The sequence below is a fragment of the Streptomyces sp. NPDC094147 genome, from assembly GCF_044764265.1.
Lineage (GTDB): Bacteria > Actinomycetota > Actinomycetes > Streptomycetales > Streptomycetaceae > Streptomyces.
Genome location: NZ_JBIWHT010000038.1, coordinates 1 through 20798, shown reverse-complemented (window position 1 = coordinate 20798; position 20798 = coordinate 1). Strand labels below are relative to the sequence as shown.

Genomic DNA, 20798 nt, shown 5'->3' with positions numbered 1-20798 from the left:
GACCGGCGTCCCGCGAACTCACATTGGAGATAGGGGGCGGGGTTACGCCGCAGGACACATCGGGGCACCGCGGAGACCACAGCCCTGCGGCACGGTGTAACCCGGGGCGCTATCCCCTTGTGACAGGCGCAGCCGACGGGGCTGGACCCGCCGGTCCGGGATGAACCTGCACGCCGGGAGGAAGCGGTGGGGCATTACCATGCAGCGTGACCATGGGAATTCGGGCGTGGCTGCCCGCACTGTGGAGGCGCGCCGTGTTCGCGGCCTCCCCAGGTGAGCGGCCCGGTGCCACGGAACGTCAGCCGCGGCAGCCCCCCAGGCCCACGGTCCTGCCGACAGCCGCCTATGCGGACTGGGATGCGATCTACGCTGACAATGTCGACCGGATCTACCGGCAGATGTTCGCCAAGGTCGGTAACCGCCCCGATGCCGAGGACCTGACCTCCCAGGTCTTCCTCGACGCGATGGGACCGCTGCGTACCACGGCCAGTATCGGCGAGGTCCGCTCCTACCTGCTGGCAACCGCGCGCACGGTCCTGATGCGGCACTGGCGCAACACCCTGGGCCACCAGGTCACCGAGATCAACCTGGACCAGCTCGACCTGGAGGACTCCGCGGCACCCGCCGAGGCCCAGGACCCGGGGCGGACCCCGGAACGGATCACCGCGATCCTGTCCGGGCTGTCCGAACGCCACCGCGCGATCCTGACCCTGCGGTTCCTGCGCGGCTACACCATCAAGGCAGCCGCCGAGGAACTGGGGATCAGCGTCGCCAACGCCAAGGTGCTCCAGCACCGCGCCCTGCGCAGAGCAGCAGGACTCGACCAGGAAGGGGAAGCGTCATGAAACGCCCGATCGACCGCTACGTGGACAGCCTGCTGCGCCGACGCCGACCCAGGCCCTTCGCCCCCACCGAGGAGGACTTGGCCGTGGCGCGCATCGCCATCGACCTGGCGGCCACTGGACCCGACGCCCAGCACCCCCGCGAGGCGTTCGTCGAGGACCTGCGCCGCCGCCTCGCCGCCCAGGCCGCCGAGCCGCGCCCCGCAGCAGTCCCCGCACCCGCCCCTGCCGGCGGCCGATGGTCTCCGGGACGGCGCCGGTTCCTGGCGGCCACCGCAGTGACCGCCTCGGCCGCCGCCGGAGCAGGAGCAGGTTACGCCCTGACCCAACGGGCGTCGGCCGTCCCGGCCGAGGCCGAGCTGACCCCCACCACCGGCGACTGGCAAGCCGTGGCCGCGGTCACCGACCTCCCCGAGGGCACCGTGCTGTCCTTCGACCTCGGTAGCATCACCGGATTCCTGCAGCGCACGTCGGGGCGGGTACAGGCCGTATCCGGGATCTGCACCCACCAGGGCTGCCGCCTGCGCCTGACCCCACCCAAGGACCAGCTGGCCTGCCCCTGCCACGGAGGGACATTCACCCTGGCCGGAGAGCCACTGACCCACCCTCATAACAACAACCCCCTGCCCGCACTGCCACGGCTACCAGTACGCGTGCGCGGCAACGACATCCAGATCTACGCCCCCGACCAACCCGCCCCGGACAACCCGAGCGCCTAGCCACCCCGATGGCCTCGTTCCCGCTGCCGCCAGGTTCCGGGTGGGTCTCCGTGGTGGCGGAAGGCTGCGGCGAAGGCGAAGGGCGAGCCGTAGCCGACGGTGTCGGCGATCTGGGCCAGGCTGAGGTCGTCGGCGCGGAGGTGGTCGCGGGCGAGCGTCATGCGCCAGTCGGTCAGGTACTGCATGGGGGCTCGGCCGAGTGCCTCCCGGAACACCCGCGCGAAGGCGGCCCGGGGCAGGCCGCTGATCTCGGCGAGTTCGGGGACCGTCCACGGGTGGGCCGCTTTCTCGTGCATGGCTTGCAGCGCGGCGCCCAGCCGTGGATCCGCCGCGGCCCGGTACCAGCGTGGTGCGGTCGCGCTGCGGCGGAAGGCTCAGGGCCTGGTCCGAGGAGATGGCAGAGCAGATCCGGGCGTTGATGGAGGCCGACGGCTGGCGGGTGTCCGTGGAGCAGTTCGTCGAGCGTGACCGGGAGCCCGTTCCGCAGGTACGGGTTATGTCTCGCGCAGGAGGAAGGGGACGTAGCCGTAGCGGGCGCCGTTGACCTGCAACTCCAGGGCCTGGCCGCCCGGATGGAACCGGCGTGTGGTCAACGGCACGAACTTCTGGCCGCGGGTCAGAGCCAGCTTCTGTCCGGGGGCGAGCATGCGCGTGCTGAGCTTGTACACCCTGGGTGCCAGCGCGCCGTTGGCCTTGCGGTAGTGCACCACGTAGTCCACGGCGGTCTTGACCGGCTCGGCCCCGGTGTTCGTGATCGTCACGTCGAAGGTGAGTGTCTCGCCGACCGCGACCGTGTCGCTGTGCAGGTGGGGGCCGTCCACGCTCAGGTCGTCCGCCGTGCCGTAGCCCAGCAGTGCGAGGGCACCCGGATCCGCCTGCTTGATCAGGGTGCGCAGCCCGTGGCGCACCACACCGGCCACCGTGCCGGCCGTGCCCGGTGTCGCGGTCTCGGTCCAGCGGCGGGCGGTGGTGACGGCCAGGGCGGAGTCGGAGCGGCTGAGGTCGTTGAGGTGGTTGGCCACGGAACGCCGCACGTAGTCCGACGGGTCGGCGTGCAGGGCGTCCAGGATCGCCCCGGTGGCGGTGGGTCGGGCCAGCAGCGCGGGTACCCGTTTGGCCCAGGGCAGGCGGGGTCGAGTGCCCTCACTGGCCAGACGGCGCACATGCGCGTCATCGTCCCTGGTCCAGGCCAGCGCCATCGCGAGGGTGCGATCCAGGTCGGTATTGAGGAAGGTGCGCAAAGCGAACTCGCCGGTCAGGCGGGGCGTCAACCGTGCCAGCAGCGCCAGGCCCGCGTCGAAGACCGCCGCCGAGCCGTCCCCGGTCGCTAGGCCGGCCACGGCCTCCGTCACCGGCCAGATCATCCAGCCGGTGAACGCCGGATCGTCCAGCGCTCGGGAGATGATCTTCTCGGCGGCCGGCCACTGGCTCGGCAGGTCGCTGATCAGCGCGTCACGCACCACCCGGGCACGCTCGGACAGCGCCATACCCGGCAGGCTCGCGCCGACCGCCCGGGTGGCCGTCCACGGACGCCGCGGCGCGACGCTGCTCAAGACCTCGGCCAGCGCTTCGACACAGTCCACGTTGATCAACTGATCGGCGAACGGCACGCCGTCCTCCTCTCCCTCGTCGCTGGCAGTGCGGGCACGGTCACCGTAGGGTCTCCCCCTGCCGGAGAGTCAAAGCCGCAGGCAGGTCGGCTGGCCTGCCGGGCATGCACAGCGGTCGGCCGTCGCGCGGCCACCACCGTGCTCAGCGACCTCACGGACGCCGGTCAGTGACAAGGAAGACCAGGGGCTCCGAGGGTCGCGGTGCAGGCCGTGGGGGCGCTGTCCTGCTCCGCTCGCGGCACAGGCTGGTGCGGTGGCCTCCTCGCCAGCTGCGATGACCATGCTGGGACGGGGACCGCCCCCACTGCCCCACCCGCCAGGAGCAGCGATGGTCCCGAGCCGGGAACGCCCGCGCCGCCGGGCGGTCCGGGCGCAGATCGCGGAGCGGCAGGCGGCTACGCTCCGTACCCGGCGTCGCCGCCTGCCCGTGACCGCGGGTGGGGTGGTCGCGGTCGGCGGGATTACCGCGCCATCACCCTCTTGGATCCCTCGGCGCTCACACGCCCGTCTCGCGGCCGAGGTACTGCGTGAACTGCAGGGTCAGCCCGAACGTCGTCTCCGGCACCGTGAAGATCGAGTGGACCTCGTCGGTCTTGAACTCGCCCTGGAAGGCGACGCCTCGGTGTGCCAGATCGGCCTTGGTGTCTTCGAGGTCGTCGACTTCATATCCGAGATGGCCGATGACCGCAGTCTCGCCATCCTTGAGCATCGGCATGCCGAAACCGGCGGCGCGGAGCTCAATCAGTTCCAGACGCGTTTCACCGAAGAGCAGAAACTGCAGGTCGAGGTCGTCGGTGAGAATGCGCTCGCCGAGAGCGCTGCCATCAACGGTCTCACCCGCCCGCGCGATGGTTTCGTCCATATCGCGCACGACGATTCCGATGTGATCCAACCCGAGGAGCTTCATGGCCCTCAGTCCTCCTTTTCTCTTGCTGTTGTCTCTTGCTGTCGATCGAGATGCCTGCGTTCAGGCCGCGTCACGCGGTGGTGCCCACGTCGAGCCACGTCACGGCGTTAGATGGCGGCGCGGCCGCCGTCGGCGGCCAGGACCGCACCGGTCACGTAGCTGGCCTTGTCGGAGGCGAGGAAGGCGATGACCTCGGCGATCTCGTCGACCTGGGCGCCCCGTCCCATCAGCGAGGTCTTGGCGAAAGCCTCGGTGACGTCGTACAGCTCCGGGATGCTGTGCACCGCCCCGGGCGCGACGGCGTTGACCCGAACCCCCTTCGGGCTGAACTCGGCCGCCCACGAGCGGGTCATCGAGGCCATGGCTGCCTTGGTGGCACCGTAGGCGGCGGCGCCGTCCAGGCCGATCGTGCCGGCCATGCTCCCCAGGTTGACGATGCTGCCTCGGCCCCGATCGGCCATGGCCGGGGCCAGAGCGGCGACGAGGAAGTAGGCGGAGCGGACGTTGCCGTCGAAGAGCGCGTCGTACCCGGGACCGTCGAGATCGGCGGTCGGGCCGAACCACGATGTGCCGACGTTGTTGACCAGCGCGTCGACTTCGCCGGCCTCTTCGGCCAGGCGGCGCACCTCGCTGATGTCCGTCAGGTCGGCTGCCACGAAGCGGGCTCGGCCTCGCTCGGCCCGGATGGCAGCGACGGCCTCGGCGCCTCGCTCCGCGTTGCGGCCGTGGACGATGACCTCCCATCCGTCTCGGGCCAGGCGCAGTGCAGCCGCCCGGCCGATGCCGTGGGTGGCCCCGGTGACCAGGGCGGTTCCAACAGTTGCAGCGGTGGTACTCATGACATCCTCGTTTCTGTGCGTCACGATCTGATGCCAGCGTTTGTGTTCCCGCTGGGGGAGGGTCAAGAGCGGAGTTTCTGTTTGACTCTCCTACGGGGGAGAGTCACGCTGGGCTCGTGAACTCGACGATGCCCATCGGCGACTTCTCCCGGGCCACGCACCTGAGCGTGAAGATGCTTCGCCACTATCACGAGGTCGGCCTGTTGGAGCCGGTCGAGGTGGACGTGGACAGCGGGTACCGGCGTTATGCCGCAGAGCAGATCGTAAAGGCACAGATCATCCGCCGTTTCCGCGATCTGGAGATGCCGCTCGATGACATCCGGATCGTGCTTCAGGCTCCTGACGTCGAGACCCGCAACCGGGTGATCGCCAACCATCTGGCGCGTCTTGAGTCCAGTCTGGCCCGGACCCAGGAGACGGTCGAATCCCTCCGGGGTCTGCTGGACCGCCCCCAGGACAGCACCGTCGCGATTGATCACCGCCATGTCGCAGCCGCGTCCGCCGCTGCCATCACCGACACCGTTGAACAGGCCGACGTTGTGGCCTGGTATCGGGGAGCCATGGGCGAAGTGGCTGGCACCCTGTCAGCCCAGGGCATCAAGCCGACCGGGCCCCTAGGGGGCATCTTCGACACAGAGCTGTTCACCGAGGGCCGGGGGCGGGTCACGATCTTCCTTCCGTCCGACCCCCTGCCACAGCCGGTCGGACGCGTCACCACCACCGTGATCCCGCCGGCAGAGCTCGCCACGATCGTCCATCTCGGTTCCAGCACCGAAGTCGACCGAACGTATGGTGCCCTCGCCGACTACGTGACCCGACACGCCCTGGCGGTCGACGGACCGATTCGCGAGTACTACCTCGTCGGCCCCTCCGATACCCCAGATGAGTCGTTGTGGCAGACCGAGGTCGGATGGCCGATCTTCCAAACCCGGCCCAGGCCCTAGCCTAGGGACGGCTGGCAACCATTGTGCGTGCAGGGCCCGTTGGTCGGCTCACGTCGATCACCTGCGGCTGCTGCCTGAGCGGTGCTGCCGATCGCGTTCGCTCCGGCCGGCAGCCGGGTCCAGGGAGTCCAGGGAGTCCAGGAGTTCGTCCCGCCGTTGTTCGCCTGGCTGTACCCGATCTCTTGGTCCGTGCCCCGGATCAGCGTCATCGCCCGACCGGGCGGGAATTCGACGATGCGGGGCGGGGACGTGGTGCGGGCCGCGGCATGTCCGCCGAGCAGCTGCCACGGCCCGCGGCTGTAACGGAACCAGATGTTGTTGTCGAGGCCCCGGGTGACGTCGTAGTCCAACCCGCCGACGCTGACGGAGTAGACCGCCGAGTACGCTCGCGCGTTCCCGCCGAAGTCGACCCACTGGGACTCGGCGGCCCGCGCCGGGCCGACGGCGCGGACCGGTACCAGGAGGATTCCGGCGGGCACCGCCACCAGCACACGCCAGGTCCGGACGTGCTGTCGACGATCAGATGTCATCGCGGTCCCCATCCGAAGCTATGCGGGTGTTCTCGCTGGGTTTGGGCATAAGGCGGCACCTTGACGCTTCGTGCTCGGACGGCAGTTGGTTCAGTGCGTCGCGCAGGGCGGCGCGGGAGGTCACGCCCAGTTTGGGGAACAGCTGGTGCAGGTGGGTGGAGACGGTGCGCGGGGAGAGGTAGAGCCGTTCGGCGATCTGCTTGTTGGTGAGGCCGGCTGCCGCGAGCAGGGCGATCTCCCGCTGCTGTGGGGTGAGGGACGCCGGATTGCCGGTCTCGGTCTGCCCGCCGGAGCCTCCGGCGGCGCGCAGTTCGTTGCCGGCCCGCGCGGCCCAGGGGCGGGCGCCGAGCCGCTGGAAGGTGTCCAGCGCGTCGGCGAGCTGCGTGCGTGCCTGTGCGGCGGATCTCGCCCGTCGGAGACGTTCGCCGTAGGCGAGTTGGACCCGGGCGCGCTCGAAAGGCCAGCGGTCGGTGCCGGGGAGGGCGAGCGCCTTGGCGAAGAGGGCGAGTGCCTGTTGATCACTGGTGCCGATCGCTGCGGACGCCTCCACGATCATGGCGAGGCGTGCCGAGATCGCGGCGAGGCCCGCCTCGCGTGCCACGGTGGCATGGGCCGCCGCCTCCGCGTGGCGGCCGGTCCTGACGGCGGCCTCCACGAGGTCCATGATGAGGAGCAGCGCGGTAGGGACGTGGGAGGCCAGCTCGCCCGGACGGCTGACTGCGCACGCGTGCCGGTACGCGTCCTCGAACCGGCCCTGACCGAGTGCGGCGAGCGTCCTCGCGTGGGAGGCGCATGCCAGGTGGAAGCCGGCTTGGCGGGGCGCCGCCCAACGGGTCATCTCGTCCGTCAGGGCCTTGACGGCGGCGTTGTCCCCGCGTGCGGCGGCGACCAGCGCCTGCTGGTACCGGTAGTCCGTCGCCAGCAACCGGTAACTGTGCGCCTCGCTCAGATGGAGCCCCTGGTCGGCCTGGTCCAGGAGTTCGTCCCACTCGCCCGCCGCGAAGCAGTCCCTGCTCAGGAAGATCAGGCCCTGGAGTTCCAGGGTGATGGCGCCGGTGTCGCGTCCGTCGCGGAGCAGGCGCCGCAGTGCCGTTCGGCACCCTGCCAGTCGGTCGATGTACACGGACGCCATCGCGACCCGGATGATCCAGACCGGGTCGGCCTCCTGGTCGAGAGCGGCGATGGCCTCGTCCAGCCGCACGAGGGCAGGCGGGGCCGTCCGAGCCGGGTCGCTGATCATGGCGAGGGTCAGGGCCAACCGGTCGGGGACCTGCGGCTTCAGCAGGCCGATCGCGCGGTTCAGCGGCTTCCACAGTTCGGGGCGCTGCGCGCCGTGGCAGACCCAGGCCAGGGTGTAGAGCGCCTCGATCATGGTGGAATCGGTGGCGTCGTACGGCTGGTGCTGCATTTCGATGGCCCCGAGGAGCAGCCGGTGGGCGGTGTCCAAGTCGCCTTCCCCGCTCAGGAGGAGGTGGTGTGCCGCGGCGACCGCCGCGAACAGCGGGCCCGCCCGGCCGCCGTCGGCACGGCGCGCGTCTTCCAGGAGCTTCGGTACGTCGCGCAGGTCGCCGGTGAGGTCCGCACCGAGGTACGCCGCCTCGGCGATCCGGCGGCTGCGGTCGTAGGCGAGCGGGCTCAGGTCTGCGGCACGCAGCAGTGCCGCGACGGCACCGCCCGCATCCCCGCGCCGCACGATGTCGTGCGCGACCTGATCGAGTAGCCCCGCGACGCGTTCGTCGGGCTCGACGGTGGCCTGGGCAAGGTGCCAGGCGCGTCGCTCAGGCCGGTCCGCCCTGTACTCGGCCAGCGCGCGGTGGACATGACGTCGCTCGGCGCCGGTCGACAGCTCCACGACGGCGGAACGCGTCAGAGGGTGACGGAACCTCAACCGACTCGTGGTGTCGTCCACGTACACCAGCCCGGCCCGCTCGGCAGGTCCCAGATCCTCGATGCCGACCGTCCCGGATCCGGCCGGTCCGAGGGCGCGCAGCTCGCCGCTGCCGTCCAGGGCGGCGTACAGGAGCAGCGTCCGGGTCGGGGCTGGCAGCGCCTTGACCCGGGTCGCGAAGACCGCCTGGAGACGTCGGCTGAGCGGCAGCACCTCGGGGATCGAGACCCCGGTCCGCCGTAACCCCCGCAGGGCGATGGGGAGTTCGAGCAGGGCCAGGGGGTTGCCGTGGGCTTCCGCCAGCAGGCGTGCCCGTACGCGCGGCGCCAGGGCAGGGAACCGGTCCCTCACCAACTCCTCCGCCGCGGCGGCATCGAGCGGCCCGAGACGGTGCTCGGCCACACCACCGCGGTCGAAGAAGCCCGTCTCCTCCGAGCGGTAGGCGCCCAAGAAGCCCACCCGGCTGCCGCCCAAGCGGCGGGCGACGAAACCCAGCACCACGGTGCTGGCCCGGTCCAGCCAGGGAAGGTCGTCGACGATCACCAGCAACGGGCACTGGCCTCCAGCCCGGACCAGCAGGTCCAACGCCGCGTTCGCCACCATCAGTCGGCTCGGCGGCGCGCCGTGCTCCAGTCCCAACGCAACGCCCAGCGCACTGCGGTACGAGTCGGTCAACCGTCCAAGGCCGGACAACAGCGGATGCAGGATCTGATGGAGCCCGCCGAAACTCAGCTCGCTCTCGAACTCCACACCGCCAGCCCGCGCCACCCGCATGCCCGCGCCCTCAGCGTGCTCGGCAGCAGCGTCCAGCAAAACCGTCTTCCCGACGCCGGCCTCCCCCGACACCAAGAACGCGCCCCCGGACACCCGGGCCCGGTCGACGAAGCCCCAAACGAGCGCGAGGTCGTCGCCGCGTCCGATCAACTGCCCGGCCGGGCCCTCCGACGGAGGCGAACCCTGCACGTACGCCTCCCCCATCCGCCAACTCCGGTCACCTTAGGGCGGCCCCTGATCCGACGTCCCGCGTTGTGGCGCCTTCACGCCCGACCTACGTCATTTGACAGAAGCGACCAGAACCAGAGCGACCTAGCCTCAACTCGCCCCAGGAAACGGCTTTCCCAACTGGAACCGGACAAAGGTGAGGGAAATGAGTGCAGACTCGGCACTACGCAACGTCGTCCTCGTGCACGGCGGGTTCGTCGACGGCTCCGGGTGGCAGGCGGTGCACGACCGGCTGGCAGGCGAAGGCTTCAACGTGAGCGTCGTCCAGAACCCCACCCTGAGCCTTGCGGGCGACGTGACCGCGACCCACCAGGTCATCGAGGCACAGGACGGCCCGGTAATCCTCGTCGGCCACTCCTACGGCGGCGCCGTCATCACCGAGGCCGGCCGGCACGACCAGGTGGCGAGCCTGGTCTACATCGCCGCCTTCGCCCCCGACAAGGGCGAGTCGGTGAGCACACTGATCGCCGCCCCACCCCCGGGCGCCCCGGTGCCCCCGATCCTGCCGCCCCAGAACGGCTTCCTGTTCCTGGACCGGGAGAAGTTCGCGCAGGCGTTCGCGGGCGACCTGCCGCCCGAGCAGGCCCGGTTCATGGCCGACTCACAGGTGCCCTGGGGCATGGACGCCCTTACCGGAGCGGTCACCGAGCCCGCCTGGCGGACCAAACCCAGCTGGTACCTGATCGCCACCGACGACCACATGATCCCCCCGCCCGCCCAGCGCGCGATGTGCGAACGGATCAGCGCCACCAGCGCAGAGGTCGCCGCCAGCCACGCCGTGTACCTGTCCCGGCCCGCCGCGGTCGCCGACCTGATCCGCCGGGCGGCCGGCGCGTAACGGCAAAGAACCTGGCCTGCCGGCAGTTCAGATACCTGCTTAACAATGCACTCAAGCAGCCGGCGGAGTCTTGCCTGTGAAGACAGGGGAGACGGATCTGCGTCGAGAGGCCGGTCAGCGCACACGGGACGGCCTGCTGGCGGCCACACTGGAGTTGCTCGCACAACGGGGCAAGAGGGTGCGACGCTGCACGAGATCACACAGAGTGCGGGCGCCAATGGCCGCGGTGGGCTACCCCTTCGGCTCGCCGAAGGCGCTGTGCGATGGGCGATCGTGCATGCCTTGGAGCGGTATCTGGACGCACAGATTCAGGCGCTCGACACCCTCGGCCCTGATGCGGCGCCGGAGGAGCTGGCCGCCGCGTTCGCCCGGCCGATGGTGCGCGCCCTCGCGGCCGGCGGGCGGGAGCTGACCCTCGTGCGGACCGTGGCGCGCGTCGGCATCGATCCACCCCAGGGGCGGGAGCGGCCAGCCGGCAAGTTCGAGCGGGCCCTCCAGGACGCCGTGCGGGTGCTGACGGCGCGCCTTCCCGGCGTCGGCGAGCAGGAGCTGGTCTTCCGCACACGGTGCGCGGCCGGGATGGCTGAACTGGCCGGCGCTGGCACCCATCGGCACCGAACTGGCCCCCAAGTCCGCTCAGCGGATTGAGCAGTTGCTGGTTCGCGTGCTGGCCGGGGCGATCCACGGTCATCCGGCAGACGGCTGAACAGGCCAAACCCCGCCCCCTCCACAGGAGTTCAAGCGACTGCTTGACAACGTCCGGGCACCTCCCAACAATCTGAATCAATCGTTTGACCAACCTTCCCGGAAGGGGGGAGCGTCATGGCTGGCGATGCGGAGACAGTGGTCCGGGCGGCGTACCACGCGGCCGAGGGCGGCGTCCTGGACGTCGAGGGGTTCAGGGAACTGTTCGCCGAGGACGGCGTGTTCAACAATGTCGTCGCCGCGGAGAGCTACCGCGGAGATCACCTGGGGGACCCGGTCCTCGCCTTGGCCGAGCTGGCGCCCGACATCCACCGTGAGCTGCACCGGTTCCACGTCATGGGCGACATCGTCGCCGTCGAGCTGACGATCCAGGGCAGCTTCACCGGTCCGTTCAAAACATCCGCCGGTGTCATCCAGCCGACCGGCGCCAAGCTCGCCGTCCCGACGGCCGACTTCTGGTACGCCGAGGGCGGCAAGATCAAGGAATTCAGCTGCTACGTCGGCCTGAGCGTCATGCTCGCCCAGCTCGGCGTGCAGCCGGAGTTCGCCGGCGCCGTCACGGCGTCAACCGCGACAGCGAGCTGCCCCGCCCCGGCCGGGCGAGGAGTGGGTGTGTGCCGTCCGCTGCCTCACACCCACTCCGTTCATCGGAGCCAGGCACCGAGGCGTACGAGCGAGCCTGCTGCCTTCTTCTGCCGGTGCACAGCCTGGTGCTGCACTTCTGGACAGACAACGCCACGCCCGCATGGGCCATCGAAGAGGAGTTGACGCTGTGACACGCAACCGAAGAAATGCCGGGACCGGTCGGGGCCGGTTACGCCGGGCCCTGCTCGCCCTGGCCATGTCCCTGGCCGTCGTGCCCGGCCTGCTCTCCACTGCCCAGCCGGCCGCGGCCCACACCGGCGACGGATCCATCAACCACGTCTGGCTGGACCTCGGCGACGCACCCAGCAGCCAGCAGACAATCGCCTACTCCACGTTCCTGGCCAGCCTGCGCGCCGCGGTCTCCGACACCTGGCGGGACGGTACGCAGTACACACAGAACGCCTCCCAGGCTGAGGGCATCGTCCGGGTCTCGCTGTCCGCCCACGACGACAGCGGCAACCGGCGAGCGGTCGATCTGTGGGTCCAGCCCGACAACCTCTACGTCGTCGGGTACTCCCCGCAGGGCAGCGGAGTCTCCTACACCTTCAACGACGCCAGCTTCAACCGCGCCCCCGTCGACACATCGATCACCAACCTGCCCTTCGGCGGCAACTACCAGGCCCTCGTCCAGGCAGCCGGACGCGACCGATCCAGCATGCCGGTCTGGTGGAACGACATCCGCGCCTCCATCCTCCAGCTCGCCAACCAGACCTCGGCCAACACCAACACCCAGAACACCGCCCGGTCCTTGATGCTGCTCATCCAGATGACATCGGAGGCCGCCCGCTTCAACGACCTCGAAGGGGTCTTCCGCGCCGCCGTCGGCGACTGGGGCTGGGGCACCAACGGCCTGCCGGCCTGGCAACAGAACCTGGAGAACAACTGGGGCGTCCTGTCCAACTTCTACTGGAACCTCGTAGGCGCCGGTAACACCTCCACCCCGACCGTCCCCTACATCCCCGGCATCGGAACCATCGAGAACACCGACCAGGTCCGACGCTACCTACGCGTCCTGCACACCTTCAACTCCGGCTGGAACTACCCCAACCCCTCACGCGACGAACTCTGACCGCCACGCTCTCCCTGCCGCACAGTGCAGTGGCCTCACCCGGCACCGCGCAGAGCGGCAGGGCCGGTATCCAGGGATGCCACTGGATACCGGCGGAGCGTTTGAGCAGGCGGCACCTAAAGGCCGCAGGGTTGTCAGACCCCTACCCGGGTCACGCCTCTGCGGCGATCATGTGGCCGATGGCGCTGGCGGTGGGTTCCTGCGGTCCAGCGCCGCCAGCACAGTGCGGACCACGTCGGCTCCGCCGTCACGGCATCGACGGCCACGACTCACATCGGCAGTTCCGGATCTACTGTCTGTCTGGCGGATGCCCCAGGCGGGTCGTGTTCGCGCTCAGCGGTGTTCGTGTACTGCTCGACCACTGCCTCGGTGACGGCGTGCGGCTGACCAGGATGACGACGGCCGGGTGCAGCACCTGTCCGAAGCGGAGGCTGTGCCGAAGTCCCCCTGGCTGACGCCGCAGCCGTCCTCCCGCTCCCGAAGCAGCCGCGGGAGGCGGGTGGTGGGGCTGGCCGGTGTCGCGGAGTCGAATCACCCTGAGCCGGACGTCCGCGGCAGGCGACCGCTTGACAATGAAGTCAAGCGGTCGCTTGAGTTCTATCCGTGAGGCCAGAGAAAACGGACCTTCGCCGCGAGGCCGGTCAGCGAACGCGGGACGATCTGCTTGCGGCTGCTCTCGAGCTGCTCGCACAACGGGGGCAGGAAGGGGTGACCCTCCGTGAGATCACCCAGAACGCCGGAGCCAACGTCGCCGCGGTGAGTTACCACTTCGGATCGCTGAAGGCGCTGTGCGACGTGGCGATCGAGCACGCACTGGAGCGATACCTGGACGCGCAGATCCGGGAGCTCGACGCTCTGGCAGGGAACGCGACGCTGAGCGAGTTGGCCGAGGCGTTTGCACGGCCGATGGTGACCGCGCTCGCGGCCGGGGGGCGGGATCTGGCCGTGATACGGACGGTGGCGCGGGTGGGGATCGATCCGCCCGAAGGGTGGGAGAGGTTGGCCGGGAAGTTCGAGCAGGCCCGACGGCAGGCGGTGCGGGTACTGGCGGCGAACCTTCCCGGGGCCGACGAGCGGGAGCTCGTCTTCCGCGTCCGCTGTGCGGCCGGGATGCTGAACTGGCTCGCGGTGGCACCCATCGGGGCCGAGCTGGGCGCCGAGCCCGCAGAGCGGGTGGAGCGGATGCTCATTCCCGTGGTGGCCGGGGCGTTTCGGGGAGCCCAGTAGGCGCCTGATACCACCGGATGGGAAGCACCTGGCCCAGCGCCAAGCGTTTGCTTGACAAGACGGTCATACCCTCCCAAGAATATCAATCAAGGGTTTGAATGGATTCTCTCAACGCGGGAGGGCACCATGAGCACCGACGCGGAGACCGTGGTCAGGGCGGCGTACCGGGCGGCCGAGGGCAGCGTCCTGGACGTGCAGGGCTTCATGGACCTGTTCACCGAGGACGGCGTCTTCAACAACGTCGTCGCCGGCGAGAGCTACCGCGGTGAACACCTCGGCGATCAGGTCGCCTTCATGGGAGCACTCGCGCCCGACATCCACCGCGAACTGCACCGATTCCATGTCACGGGCGACATCGTCGCCGTCGAGCTGACGATCCAGGGCACCTTCACCGGACCGTTCGAAACACCGGCCGGCACCATCCGGCCGACCGGCGCCAAGCTCAACATCCCCACGGCCGACTTCTGGTACGTCGAGAACGGCAAGGTCAAGGAGTTCAGCTGCTACGTCGGCCTCAGCGTCATGCTCGCCCAGCTCGGCGTGCAGCCCGACTTCGCCTCCGCCGTCACGCCGTCGGCCGCCGCACCGAACTGACCCAACCCTCAGGGCAGCCCCACATGTTGCCGGGCACCGCGCCCGGTCGACCACCGGCCTTCCGGGCAGCGCGTGTCCGGCAGATGCAAGGCACTACGAAGAGGCGGCCACCATGCCCACCATCGGCATCATCCTCGGCAGCACCCGGCCCAACCGCGTCGGAGACCAGGTGGCGCACTGGGTCCTCGACCACGCCTCGCGCCGGACCGACGCCGGCTTCGAGCTGCTCGATCTGCGCGACCACCCCCTCCCCCACCTCGACGAGCCCATGCCGCCCTCCCTCGGCCAGTACCAGAACGAGCACACCCGCCGCTGGGCCGAGACCATCACCGCGTACGACGGCTTCGTCATCGTCACCCCCGAGTACAACCACGGCATCCCCGGTGTCCTGAAGAACGCACTGGACTACCTCTACGCCGAGTGGAACAACAAGGCCCTCGGCCTGGTCTCCTACGGCGCCACGGGCGGCACGCGGTCCGCCGAACAACTGCGCCTGGTCGCCGCCGAGCTCCAGATGGCCGACGTCCGCCAGCAAGTCGCACTCTCCCTGTTCACCGACTTCCAGGACTTCAGCGTCTTCAAGCCCGGCGACCACAACCTGCCCGCCCTCACCACCATGCTCGACCAGCTCATCGCCTGGACCTCGGCCCTCGCCCCGCTCCGGACGCCCCCGGCCGCCGCGACCTGAGCCACCAGGCCACACGGTCCGGTGGAGCTCCGCCCGAACGCCCCACCAAGCCCGGCGAACGGACTCACCATGGCCAGATCCCCCGCCGACCTGATGCGCGTCAACCTGCTCGAGGTGTTCAACGAACCCGACCCGGACCGCCGGGCCGCGGTCATCGCCGAGAACTACGCCCAAGACGTGGTGTGGCACGAACCGGACCGCATCAACCACGGGCGCACGGACTTCGTACGCCGCGCCGCGGAGTTGCGCGACGAGAACCCGGACTGGGTCTTCCGACCCGCAGGCGCCGCGTCGGAGCTCGACGACATCGGCCACCTCGGCTTCGAGTACGGCCCGGCCGGCGACCACCCCCCGATGGTCAGCGGTATGGACATCGCCCGCACCAGAGACGGCGTCATCGCCGAGCTCTACACGGTCGTCACGGAGATCCGTCCGCCGTCCTAGCGGTGGTTTGTTAGTGGGCGTTGAAGTCCGTTTCTGGTAGCGGCCTGATCCAGCACGCGCGCTGTGGGGCATCCCCGATGTTCTCAGTTTGAGACAGATCCTGAACGAGTCGTCTGACAGCCGTTCGTGCCCCGTCTGGGTCAACTGCCTTGAATATGCCTGCCGTTGCCCTCGGGGCGGCGCGACATTGGTGTGCATGCAGCACTCACAGAGGAGAACAGAGGTGGCCCCATGGCGCGCTGGTGGCCGACGGGGGCTGACAGGTCTGCTGATCGGGGCCCTGTGCGCGGCATTCCTGCTCGTGGGCGGGGGTACTGCGTCGGCTGCGCCGCCGGACTCGAACCGGATGGCGACCTGGAACATGCAGCGGTCCTCCGGCCGTTGGACCTATGCGCTGGGCCTGTCGGACAACGCGAGTGTGGTGGCGTTGCAGGAAGCGTCGATCACACCGCCAGCAGGAGCGGTGCCACTGGGCCGGATCGGCCAGAACATCCGCGCGTACCGGATCCCTGCGACCCGTACGCGGGGTGAGCGGTTCGTGTACATCCTCTACCAGGGCGCCAACCCGGCCCGGGGTGTCAATCCGGCCATGATCACGTCCTTCAGGCCGGACCGGGTGGAGGAGATCGCAGGCGTGTACCGCTCCGCTCTCGGCGTCGTACGGCAGGCGGACAACACCTTCTTTGCCTCCATCCATGCAAGCGCCAGCGGAGGCACCGACGCCGCGTCCCTGGTGCGCCGCGTCGCCGCCCGCTCCCGGCAGCTGGCCCTGGGGAACTGGGTGGTCCTGGGCGACTTCAACCGGGCGCCGCGCTCCCTGCCTGTGGGCGGTCGCACCGGCATCCCGCCCAACTCGCACATCTACGAGAGCGGCGGACCCACCCAGCTCAGCGGCGGACGCCTCGACTACGCCGTCTCCAACGTCCTGACCCAGAACTGGCAGGCCGCCCGCGGCAATCCGCGAGGCAGCGACCACTGGCCCATCACGTTCTCCGCGCTTCGCGCGGGAGCTGGCCCGGCCCGCTTCACCCTGGGCGACAACGGAGGCAACGGGAGCGTCCTGGACGTCTACCAGGCCCGCCGCACCAACGGGACACACCTCATCCTCTACCACCCCGACAACGGCACCAACCAGCAGTGGACCCTGCGCCCCGACGGCTTCCAGAACAGGTCCAACCGGATCGTCAGCGTCAACAGCGGCAAGTGCATGGACCTAGTGCCGCATCAGGCAACGTTCGCCCGGTCGACCACCTCGCGTAGCCGGGCGTCGGCGGCGTGCCTGTTGCGCCAGATGATGTAGCGGCGGATCATGCTGCCCTGCTCCTTGTGGCTGGCGTGGTCCGTGCCGTCCAGCGCGAAGTAGCGTAGGGCGGTGAACTGAGCCTCGATCCGGTTCAGCCAGGAGCTGTTGGTCGGGGTGTAGGCGAGCTCGACGTTGTTCGCCGCCGCCCAGTCGCCGACCCGGCTGTCCTTCTTCGTAGTCAGGTGCGGGGAGAAGTTGTCGGGCACGATCGCGATCCGGATCTCGGGCGGGTAGAGGCTGCGCAGGTAGCGGCAGAACTCCAGGAACTTCGTCCGGTTCTTCGTCGGCTTGATGTGGCCGTAGAGCTTGTCCTTGCCCAGGTCGTAGGCGGCGAACAGGTGGCGGACCCCGTGCGGGCGGGTGTAGGTCGCCCGCCGGCGGGGCCGGGGCTCGCGGTAGGGGTCCTTATGCTTCCCGCCGCGCTCGGCCCACTGCCGCCCGGGGTGGGGCTGGAGGTTGAGAGGCCCGAACTCGTCCAGGCATAAAACGACTTCGGGCTCGCCATCCTCAAGTATGACCTCGCCGTCGGCGATCGCATAGAGGTGCTCAACGCGGGCCTTCTTGGCAGCGTAGTCGGGATCGCGGGAGGTCTTCCAGGTCTTCACGCGTTGAAAGGAGACGCCCTCCTCGCGGAGCAGGATCCGAAGGCCCTCGTGGCTGATGTCGTCGACCACCCCCTCGGCGACCAGGAAGTCGGCCAGCTTGGCCAGGCTCCAGGTCGAGAACGGCAGGCCGTGCTCGGCCGGCTTGGACTTGGCGATCTTCTTGATCTCGCGCCGCTCGGGCAGGGTGAACGTCCTCGGCCGGCCGCCCTTGTACTTCGGATAGAGCGAGTCGAACCCGTCCGCGTTGAAGTTGCGGATCACGTCCCGGACCCGGTCCGCGCTGGTGAACGTCACCTCGGCGATCTTCGCCACGGGCATGCCCTGCGCGGACAGCAACCATCTGTGCGCGCCGCCAGGTCACCACCGATCCGGTGCCCCGGCGGATGATGCGCAACAGCCGTCTTCCCTCGTCGTCATCGATCTCACGGACGCGTACTCGTTCTGCCACCCGCACAGTCTGGCGGGAACACGGGCCCGGCGCGGGCCCCGGGAAGCGCGCGTCACAACTGCCTTATGTGGCAGGTCGCTCCACCCTGTGGATCTACGCCTGGTCGAAGGTCCAGACGAGCACCACTTGCTTCTCTTCCGGGATGCCTCCAGCACGACGGTAAGTCGCCCGTGCCGCCGCATTGTCCTCGTCCGTGATCACCCACATGCCGTAGCAGTTCCGTTCGCGCGCCAGGCCTGCAAGCGCCGACGCCAGGGCCCGGCCGACACCGCGCCCGCGGAACGACTCGTCCACGCCCAGCTCGTACAGGAACATCTCGGTGCCCTTGTCCGGGTGTGTCATCTCGACGCCGGTGACCATCCCTGCCGGGACGTCATCGACATAGGCGATCAGGAGGTGGTGGCGCTCGTCCGCCAGAAACCTCTCAGTCGCCTCTGGGAGGGGGGACACATCGAAGAGATGCCCGGCGTCCTGGACAGCCTCGACCCGAGTGATGCGGCGGATCTCCATGGCGGGATCCTGCCAGGGCTCGGCACGAACAGCACCGGTTTTCTCCCTCACCTGAGCCTGCCGGTCCCAGTCTCCGGAACCGTCACACCGCCGATCCCGACCTCTGCCAGGTCGTCAACAGGGCGAACGTTGCCTGATGCGGCACTAGACAACGGCACCGCGAGCAGGGAGGGTTCCCAGATGAACATCTGGGACTGCCACCGCCACGGCCCCACCATCGACACCCAGAACTTCATCCTGGAACACCCCCTGCCGCTGTTCCCGAACCTGACGACCATCTCCAACGAGAGGACCGAATACCTGCTGAACGTCGCGGGCAACGGCACCGCCGACGGCACCCCCGTCATCCAGTACGAGCAGCAGTACGGCCCCCTGCCCTACCCCGCCGACAACGAAGCCTTCTACCTCCACCCCCTCAGCTGACCCCAGCCCGCACCACCTGTCCCAAGCCGACAGACCCGGCCTGACACAGACACCCGGCCCGCTCCCGCTCGCAGCCGGAGCCGGCCGCCATCCGACCGGAGGCGACCAAAAGCCGCCGCGACAAATCCCCCGAACAGCGCACCGCCCTCGCGGAGTTGGGATGGAATGGGCCTGGCGAGGTCGCGGCAGTCGGGCTCCATGCCCGCAACCCACCGGCCCCGCACTCGTTGACCAATACGCACCTCACCCCCATGGGTGCTGCACCTCAGGGCCCCGCGTAGGCATTACGCAGGGCCCTGAGTCGTCCCCGCCCTGCCGAGGGCAGCGAGGCCGCCGTCGCCGCGCGGACACCCCGTGACCGCGCGAGCCCCACCGCCAACGGCACCCGTGGATCTCGCCGCCCGCCGCTGGGCGCGGCCGCCCGCAGCTTCACCCGCCGCAGCCGACGCCACTGCCTGGAACGACACACCCCCGAGCAGAACACCGCCCTCGGCGCGGCCCCCGGCCTCAACCAGTCACCACAAGCCGGACAACGCCGTTCCCGCACAGGCCCATTGACCCCGGCCACACCCCCACACTAGACCCGCTCAAAGATCCAGAACGGAGGATCGACAACAGGCTCTGACAACACCCCCCGAACACAGCCCCCGGAATTCGCCTCGCGATTCCGGGGGCTTCTTGGCGTTCGGTTGTCCTGGGGCAAGCCTCAGTGGATGTTGGGTGTGGTCAGGCCGAGTTGCTGGCTGGCGGCATCAACGGTCTGCGCGAGGAGGACAGCGATGGTCATGGGGCCGACGCCGCCTGGCACGGGTGTGATGAGGCTCGCGCGGGTTTTGGCAGTGTCGAAGTCGATGTCACCGATATTCCCGGGGTTGTAGCCAGCGTCGATCACGACGGCCCCGGGCTTGATGTCGTAGCCGCTGATAAAGCGCGGGCGGCCGACCGCTGCGACAAGGACATCGGCCTCTCCCACGATCGATGCCAGGTCGGTGGTGCGCGAGTGGCAATACGTCACGGTGGCGTTGCGAGCGAGTAGCAGCATGCCGACCGGCTTGCCGAGGATGGCACTCCGGCCAACGACAACAGCGCGCTTGCCGGCCAGGTCGACGCCGTACTCGTCAAGAAGACGCACAATGCCGCCTGGAGTGCAGGACACAAAGCCGGGTAGCCCGAAGCTCATTGCGGCGAAGGAGCGCATCGTGACCCCGTCGACGTCCTTGTGCGGGGCGATGGCTTCGAACGCGGCTCGTTCGTCGATGTGCGGGCCGACGGGGTGCTGCAGCAGAATGCCGTGCACGTCGGGATCCTGTGACAAGGCCGTGATGGCGTCGACCAGTTCTGCTGTGGTGGTTGTGGGCGGCAGCGCGAGGTGCCGAGATCGGATGCCTGCCTTTTCGCACCGGGCACGCTTCATGCGGACGTAGGTCACTGAGGCGGGATCGTCTCCCACCAGCACGGTCGCCAAGCACGGTGCCTTGCCGGTCTGCTGCGCAATGGCCGCCGCAACGGCTGCGCTGCGTTCGACGATGCGGCGGGCGAGGGCGGTGCCGTCCATGAGAGCGGCGGTTTGTGTCTGGGGCATGGGCTACTCCGGCATGTTTGCTGCGAGTTGCCCAGGCGCACGGCACTGACGAGATCGTCGGGCCGCTCCCCGGTGGTGCCCCACCTCAGCGCCAGTCACGGCCTGGGAGCCAGCGTAGTAGACGCGAGCGCCGGTAGCTCGCTCACCGGTAGAAGCGGTGATCCGGTTTGTCAGATGTCTTCTTCCTGTCCCTGGAAGAGCGTCCTTCATCTGTCTGAGCTGTGCCGCCCAGTCTGAGGACCGAAGTTCGGCATGCCGAGGCTCGTGGTGGTGTGCTTGGCGGCCATCTCGCGCATCGAGGCGAGCTTGTCTTCAGCTGCGGCCACGCTCGTCTCGATGGAGGCGACCTCGCCGAGCCATCCCTGGTCCTTCGCTTCCTTCAGGCGGTCGAGCAGGTTGTCGTGGATCTCCTCAAGCCGGGGCATCTGGCCGGGGT

General features: G+C 69.3%; 21 protein-coding genes, 2 pseudogenes and 1 riboswitch. Of the genes and pseudogenes, 13 read left to right on the top strand and 10 right to left on the bottom strand.

Annotated elements, in window-relative coordinates; translation table 11 throughout:
* Window positions 1-212 precede the first annotated feature (212 nt).
* On the top strand, window positions 213-845 hold the full coding sequence (locus ACIQ8J_RS32185; protein WP_403275817.1) for an RNA polymerase sigma factor: 633 nt from the start codon (window positions 213-215) through the stop codon (window positions 843-845).
* A complete protein-coding gene (locus tag ACIQ8J_RS32180; RefSeq protein ID WP_403275771.1) occupies window positions 842-1561 on the top strand; it encodes a Rieske (2Fe-2S) protein in 720 nt (239 codons plus the stop codon). Before ACIQ8J_RS32185 ends, ACIQ8J_RS32180 begins: the two co-directional genes overlap by 4 nt.
* Here the strand turns inward: ACIQ8J_RS32180 and ACIQ8J_RS32175 are convergent.
* The 4 genes from ACIQ8J_RS32175 to ACIQ8J_RS32160 all read right to left on the bottom strand — a co-directional run bounded on the left by ACIQ8J_RS32175 (window position 1558) and on the right by ACIQ8J_RS32160 (window position 4917).
* On the bottom strand, window positions 1558-1857 hold the full coding sequence (locus ACIQ8J_RS32175) for a helix-turn-helix transcriptional regulator (protein WP_403275770.1): 300 nt from the start codon (window positions 1855-1857) through the stop codon (window positions 1558-1560). The two genes, ACIQ8J_RS32180 and ACIQ8J_RS32175, sit on opposite strands and share 4 nt — an antisense overlap.
* Before the next feature lie 198 nt (window positions 1858-2055).
* The gene (locus tag ACIQ8J_RS32170; RefSeq protein ID WP_403275769.1) at window positions 2056-3171 is read right to left on the bottom strand and encodes a DNA alkylation repair protein; all 1116 of its coding nucleotides are present in this window, start codon (window positions 3169-3171) and stop codon (window positions 2056-2058) included.
* A gap of 496 nt (window positions 3172-3667) precedes the next feature.
* Window positions 3668-4078 carry a VOC family protein gene (locus ACIQ8J_RS32165; RefSeq protein ID WP_403275768.1) on the bottom strand — a complete coding sequence of 137 codons (411 nt, stop codon included), beginning with the start codon at window positions 4076-4078 and terminating at the stop codon, window positions 3668-3670.
* A 107-nt stretch (window positions 4079-4185) separates the two neighbouring features.
* On the bottom strand, window positions 4186-4917 hold the full coding sequence (locus ACIQ8J_RS32160) for an SDR family NAD(P)-dependent oxidoreductase (RefSeq protein WP_403275766.1): 732 nt from the start codon (window positions 4915-4917) through the stop codon (window positions 4186-4188).
* 116 nt (window positions 4918-5033) lie between these two features.
* On the opposite strand from ACIQ8J_RS32160, the gene ACIQ8J_RS32155 reads away from it, so the two are divergent.
* Window positions 5034-5861, top strand: a complete 828-nt coding sequence (locus ACIQ8J_RS32155; RefSeq protein WP_403275764.1) for a MerR family transcriptional regulator — start codon at window positions 5034-5036, stop codon at window positions 5859-5861.
* Here ACIQ8J_RS32155 and ACIQ8J_RS32150 read toward each other — a convergent pair.
* Window positions 5858-6391, bottom strand: a complete 534-nt coding sequence (locus ACIQ8J_RS32150; RefSeq protein ID WP_403275763.1) for a hypothetical protein — start codon at window positions 6389-6391, stop codon at window positions 5858-5860. The two genes, ACIQ8J_RS32155 and ACIQ8J_RS32150, sit on opposite strands and share 4 nt — an antisense overlap.
* Window positions 6381-9242, bottom strand: coding sequence for an ATP-binding protein (locus ACIQ8J_RS32145; RefSeq protein ID WP_403608038.1), 2862 nt, complete (start codon window positions 9240-9242; stop codon window positions 6381-6383). The genes ACIQ8J_RS32150 and ACIQ8J_RS32145 overlap by 11 nt, the downstream gene beginning before the upstream one ends.
* A 184-nt stretch (window positions 9243-9426) precedes the next feature.
* On the opposite strand from ACIQ8J_RS32145, the gene ACIQ8J_RS32140 reads away from it, so the two are divergent.
* The 9 genes from ACIQ8J_RS32140 to ACIQ8J_RS32100 all read left to right on the top strand — a co-directional run bounded on the left by ACIQ8J_RS32140 (window position 9427) and on the right by ACIQ8J_RS32100 (window position 16791).
* Complete coding sequence (locus tag ACIQ8J_RS32140) at window positions 9427-10119, top strand: alpha/beta fold hydrolase (RefSeq protein WP_403275759.1); 693 nt, start codon at window positions 9427-9429, stop codon at window positions 10117-10119.
* A 282-nt stretch (window positions 10120-10401) separates the two neighbouring features.
* Entirely contained in the window at window positions 10402-10767 is a 366-nt protein-coding gene (locus ACIQ8J_RS32135) for a hypothetical protein (protein ID WP_403275758.1), read from the top strand.
* A 174-nt stretch (window positions 10768-10941) separates the two neighbouring features.
* Entirely contained in the window at window positions 10942-11592 is a 651-nt protein-coding gene (locus ACIQ8J_RS32130; RefSeq protein ID WP_403275757.1) for an ester cyclase, read from the top strand.
* A gap of 4 nt (window positions 11593-11596) precedes the next feature.
* Window positions 11597-12538, top strand: coding sequence for a ribosome-inactivating family protein (locus ACIQ8J_RS32125; RefSeq protein ID WP_403275755.1), 942 nt, complete (start codon window positions 11597-11599; stop codon window positions 12536-12538).
* A 603-nt stretch (window positions 12539-13141) separates the two neighbouring features.
* Window positions 13142-13765, top strand: a complete 624-nt coding sequence (locus tag ACIQ8J_RS32120; protein ID WP_403275754.1) for a TetR/AcrR family transcriptional regulator — start codon at window positions 13142-13144, stop codon at window positions 13763-13765.
* A 126-nt stretch (window positions 13766-13891) separates the two neighbouring features.
* Complete coding sequence (locus ACIQ8J_RS32115) at window positions 13892-14359, top strand: ester cyclase (protein WP_403275753.1); 468 nt, start codon at window positions 13892-13894, stop codon at window positions 14357-14359.
* A 112-nt stretch (window positions 14360-14471) separates the two neighbouring features.
* Window positions 14472-15047 (top strand): NADPH-dependent FMN reductase, encoded by a 576-nt coding sequence (locus tag ACIQ8J_RS32110; protein ID WP_403275752.1) that lies wholly within the window; start codon window positions 14472-14474, stop codon window positions 15045-15047.
* Window positions 15048-15116: 69 nt separating this feature from the next.
* The gene (locus ACIQ8J_RS32105; protein WP_403275750.1) at window positions 15117-15491 is read left to right on the top strand and encodes a nuclear transport factor 2 family protein; all 375 of its coding nucleotides are present in this window, start codon (window positions 15117-15119) and stop codon (window positions 15489-15491) included.
* Window positions 15492-15837: 346 nt separating this feature from the next.
* Window positions 15838-16791, top strand: coding sequence for an RICIN domain-containing protein (locus ACIQ8J_RS32100; protein ID WP_403275749.1), 954 nt, complete (start codon window positions 15838-15840; stop codon window positions 16789-16791).
* Here the strand turns inward: ACIQ8J_RS32100 and ACIQ8J_RS32095 are convergent.
* Both ACIQ8J_RS32095 and ACIQ8J_RS32090 read right to left on the bottom strand, forming a co-directional pair.
* Window positions 16716-17847 (bottom strand): annotated as a pseudogene (locus tag ACIQ8J_RS32095) (IS630 family transposase). The gene ACIQ8J_RS32100 and the pseudogene ACIQ8J_RS32095 overlap by 76 nt on opposite strands.
* Window positions 17848-17940: 93 nt before the next feature.
* Complete coding sequence (locus ACIQ8J_RS32090) at window positions 17941-18357, bottom strand: GNAT family N-acetyltransferase (RefSeq protein ID WP_403275748.1); 417 nt, start codon at window positions 18355-18357, stop codon at window positions 17941-17943.
* A gap of 180 nt (window positions 18358-18537) precedes the next feature.
* Here ACIQ8J_RS32090 and ACIQ8J_RS32085 point away from each other — a divergent pair, with 180 nt between their 5' ends.
* Entirely contained in the window at window positions 18538-18780 is a 243-nt protein-coding gene (locus ACIQ8J_RS32085; protein WP_403275746.1) for an RICIN domain-containing protein, read from the top strand.
* A 706-nt stretch (window positions 18781-19486) separates the two neighbouring features.
* On the opposite strand, the gene ACIQ8J_RS32080 is transcribed toward ACIQ8J_RS32085, so the two are convergent.
* Entirely contained in the window at window positions 19487-20362 is an 876-nt protein-coding gene (locus tag ACIQ8J_RS32080; RefSeq protein ID WP_403275745.1) for a bifunctional 5,10-methylenetetrahydrofolate dehydrogenase/5,10-methenyltetrahydrofolate cyclohydrolase, read from the bottom strand.
* A 22-nt stretch (window positions 20363-20384) separates the two neighbouring features.
* Window positions 20385-20471, bottom strand: a riboswitch (ZMP/ZTP riboswitch).
* A 97-nt stretch (window positions 20472-20568) separates the two neighbouring features.
* Window positions 20569-20798, bottom strand: a pseudogene (locus ACIQ8J_RS32075) (hypothetical protein); the annotation flags it as partial.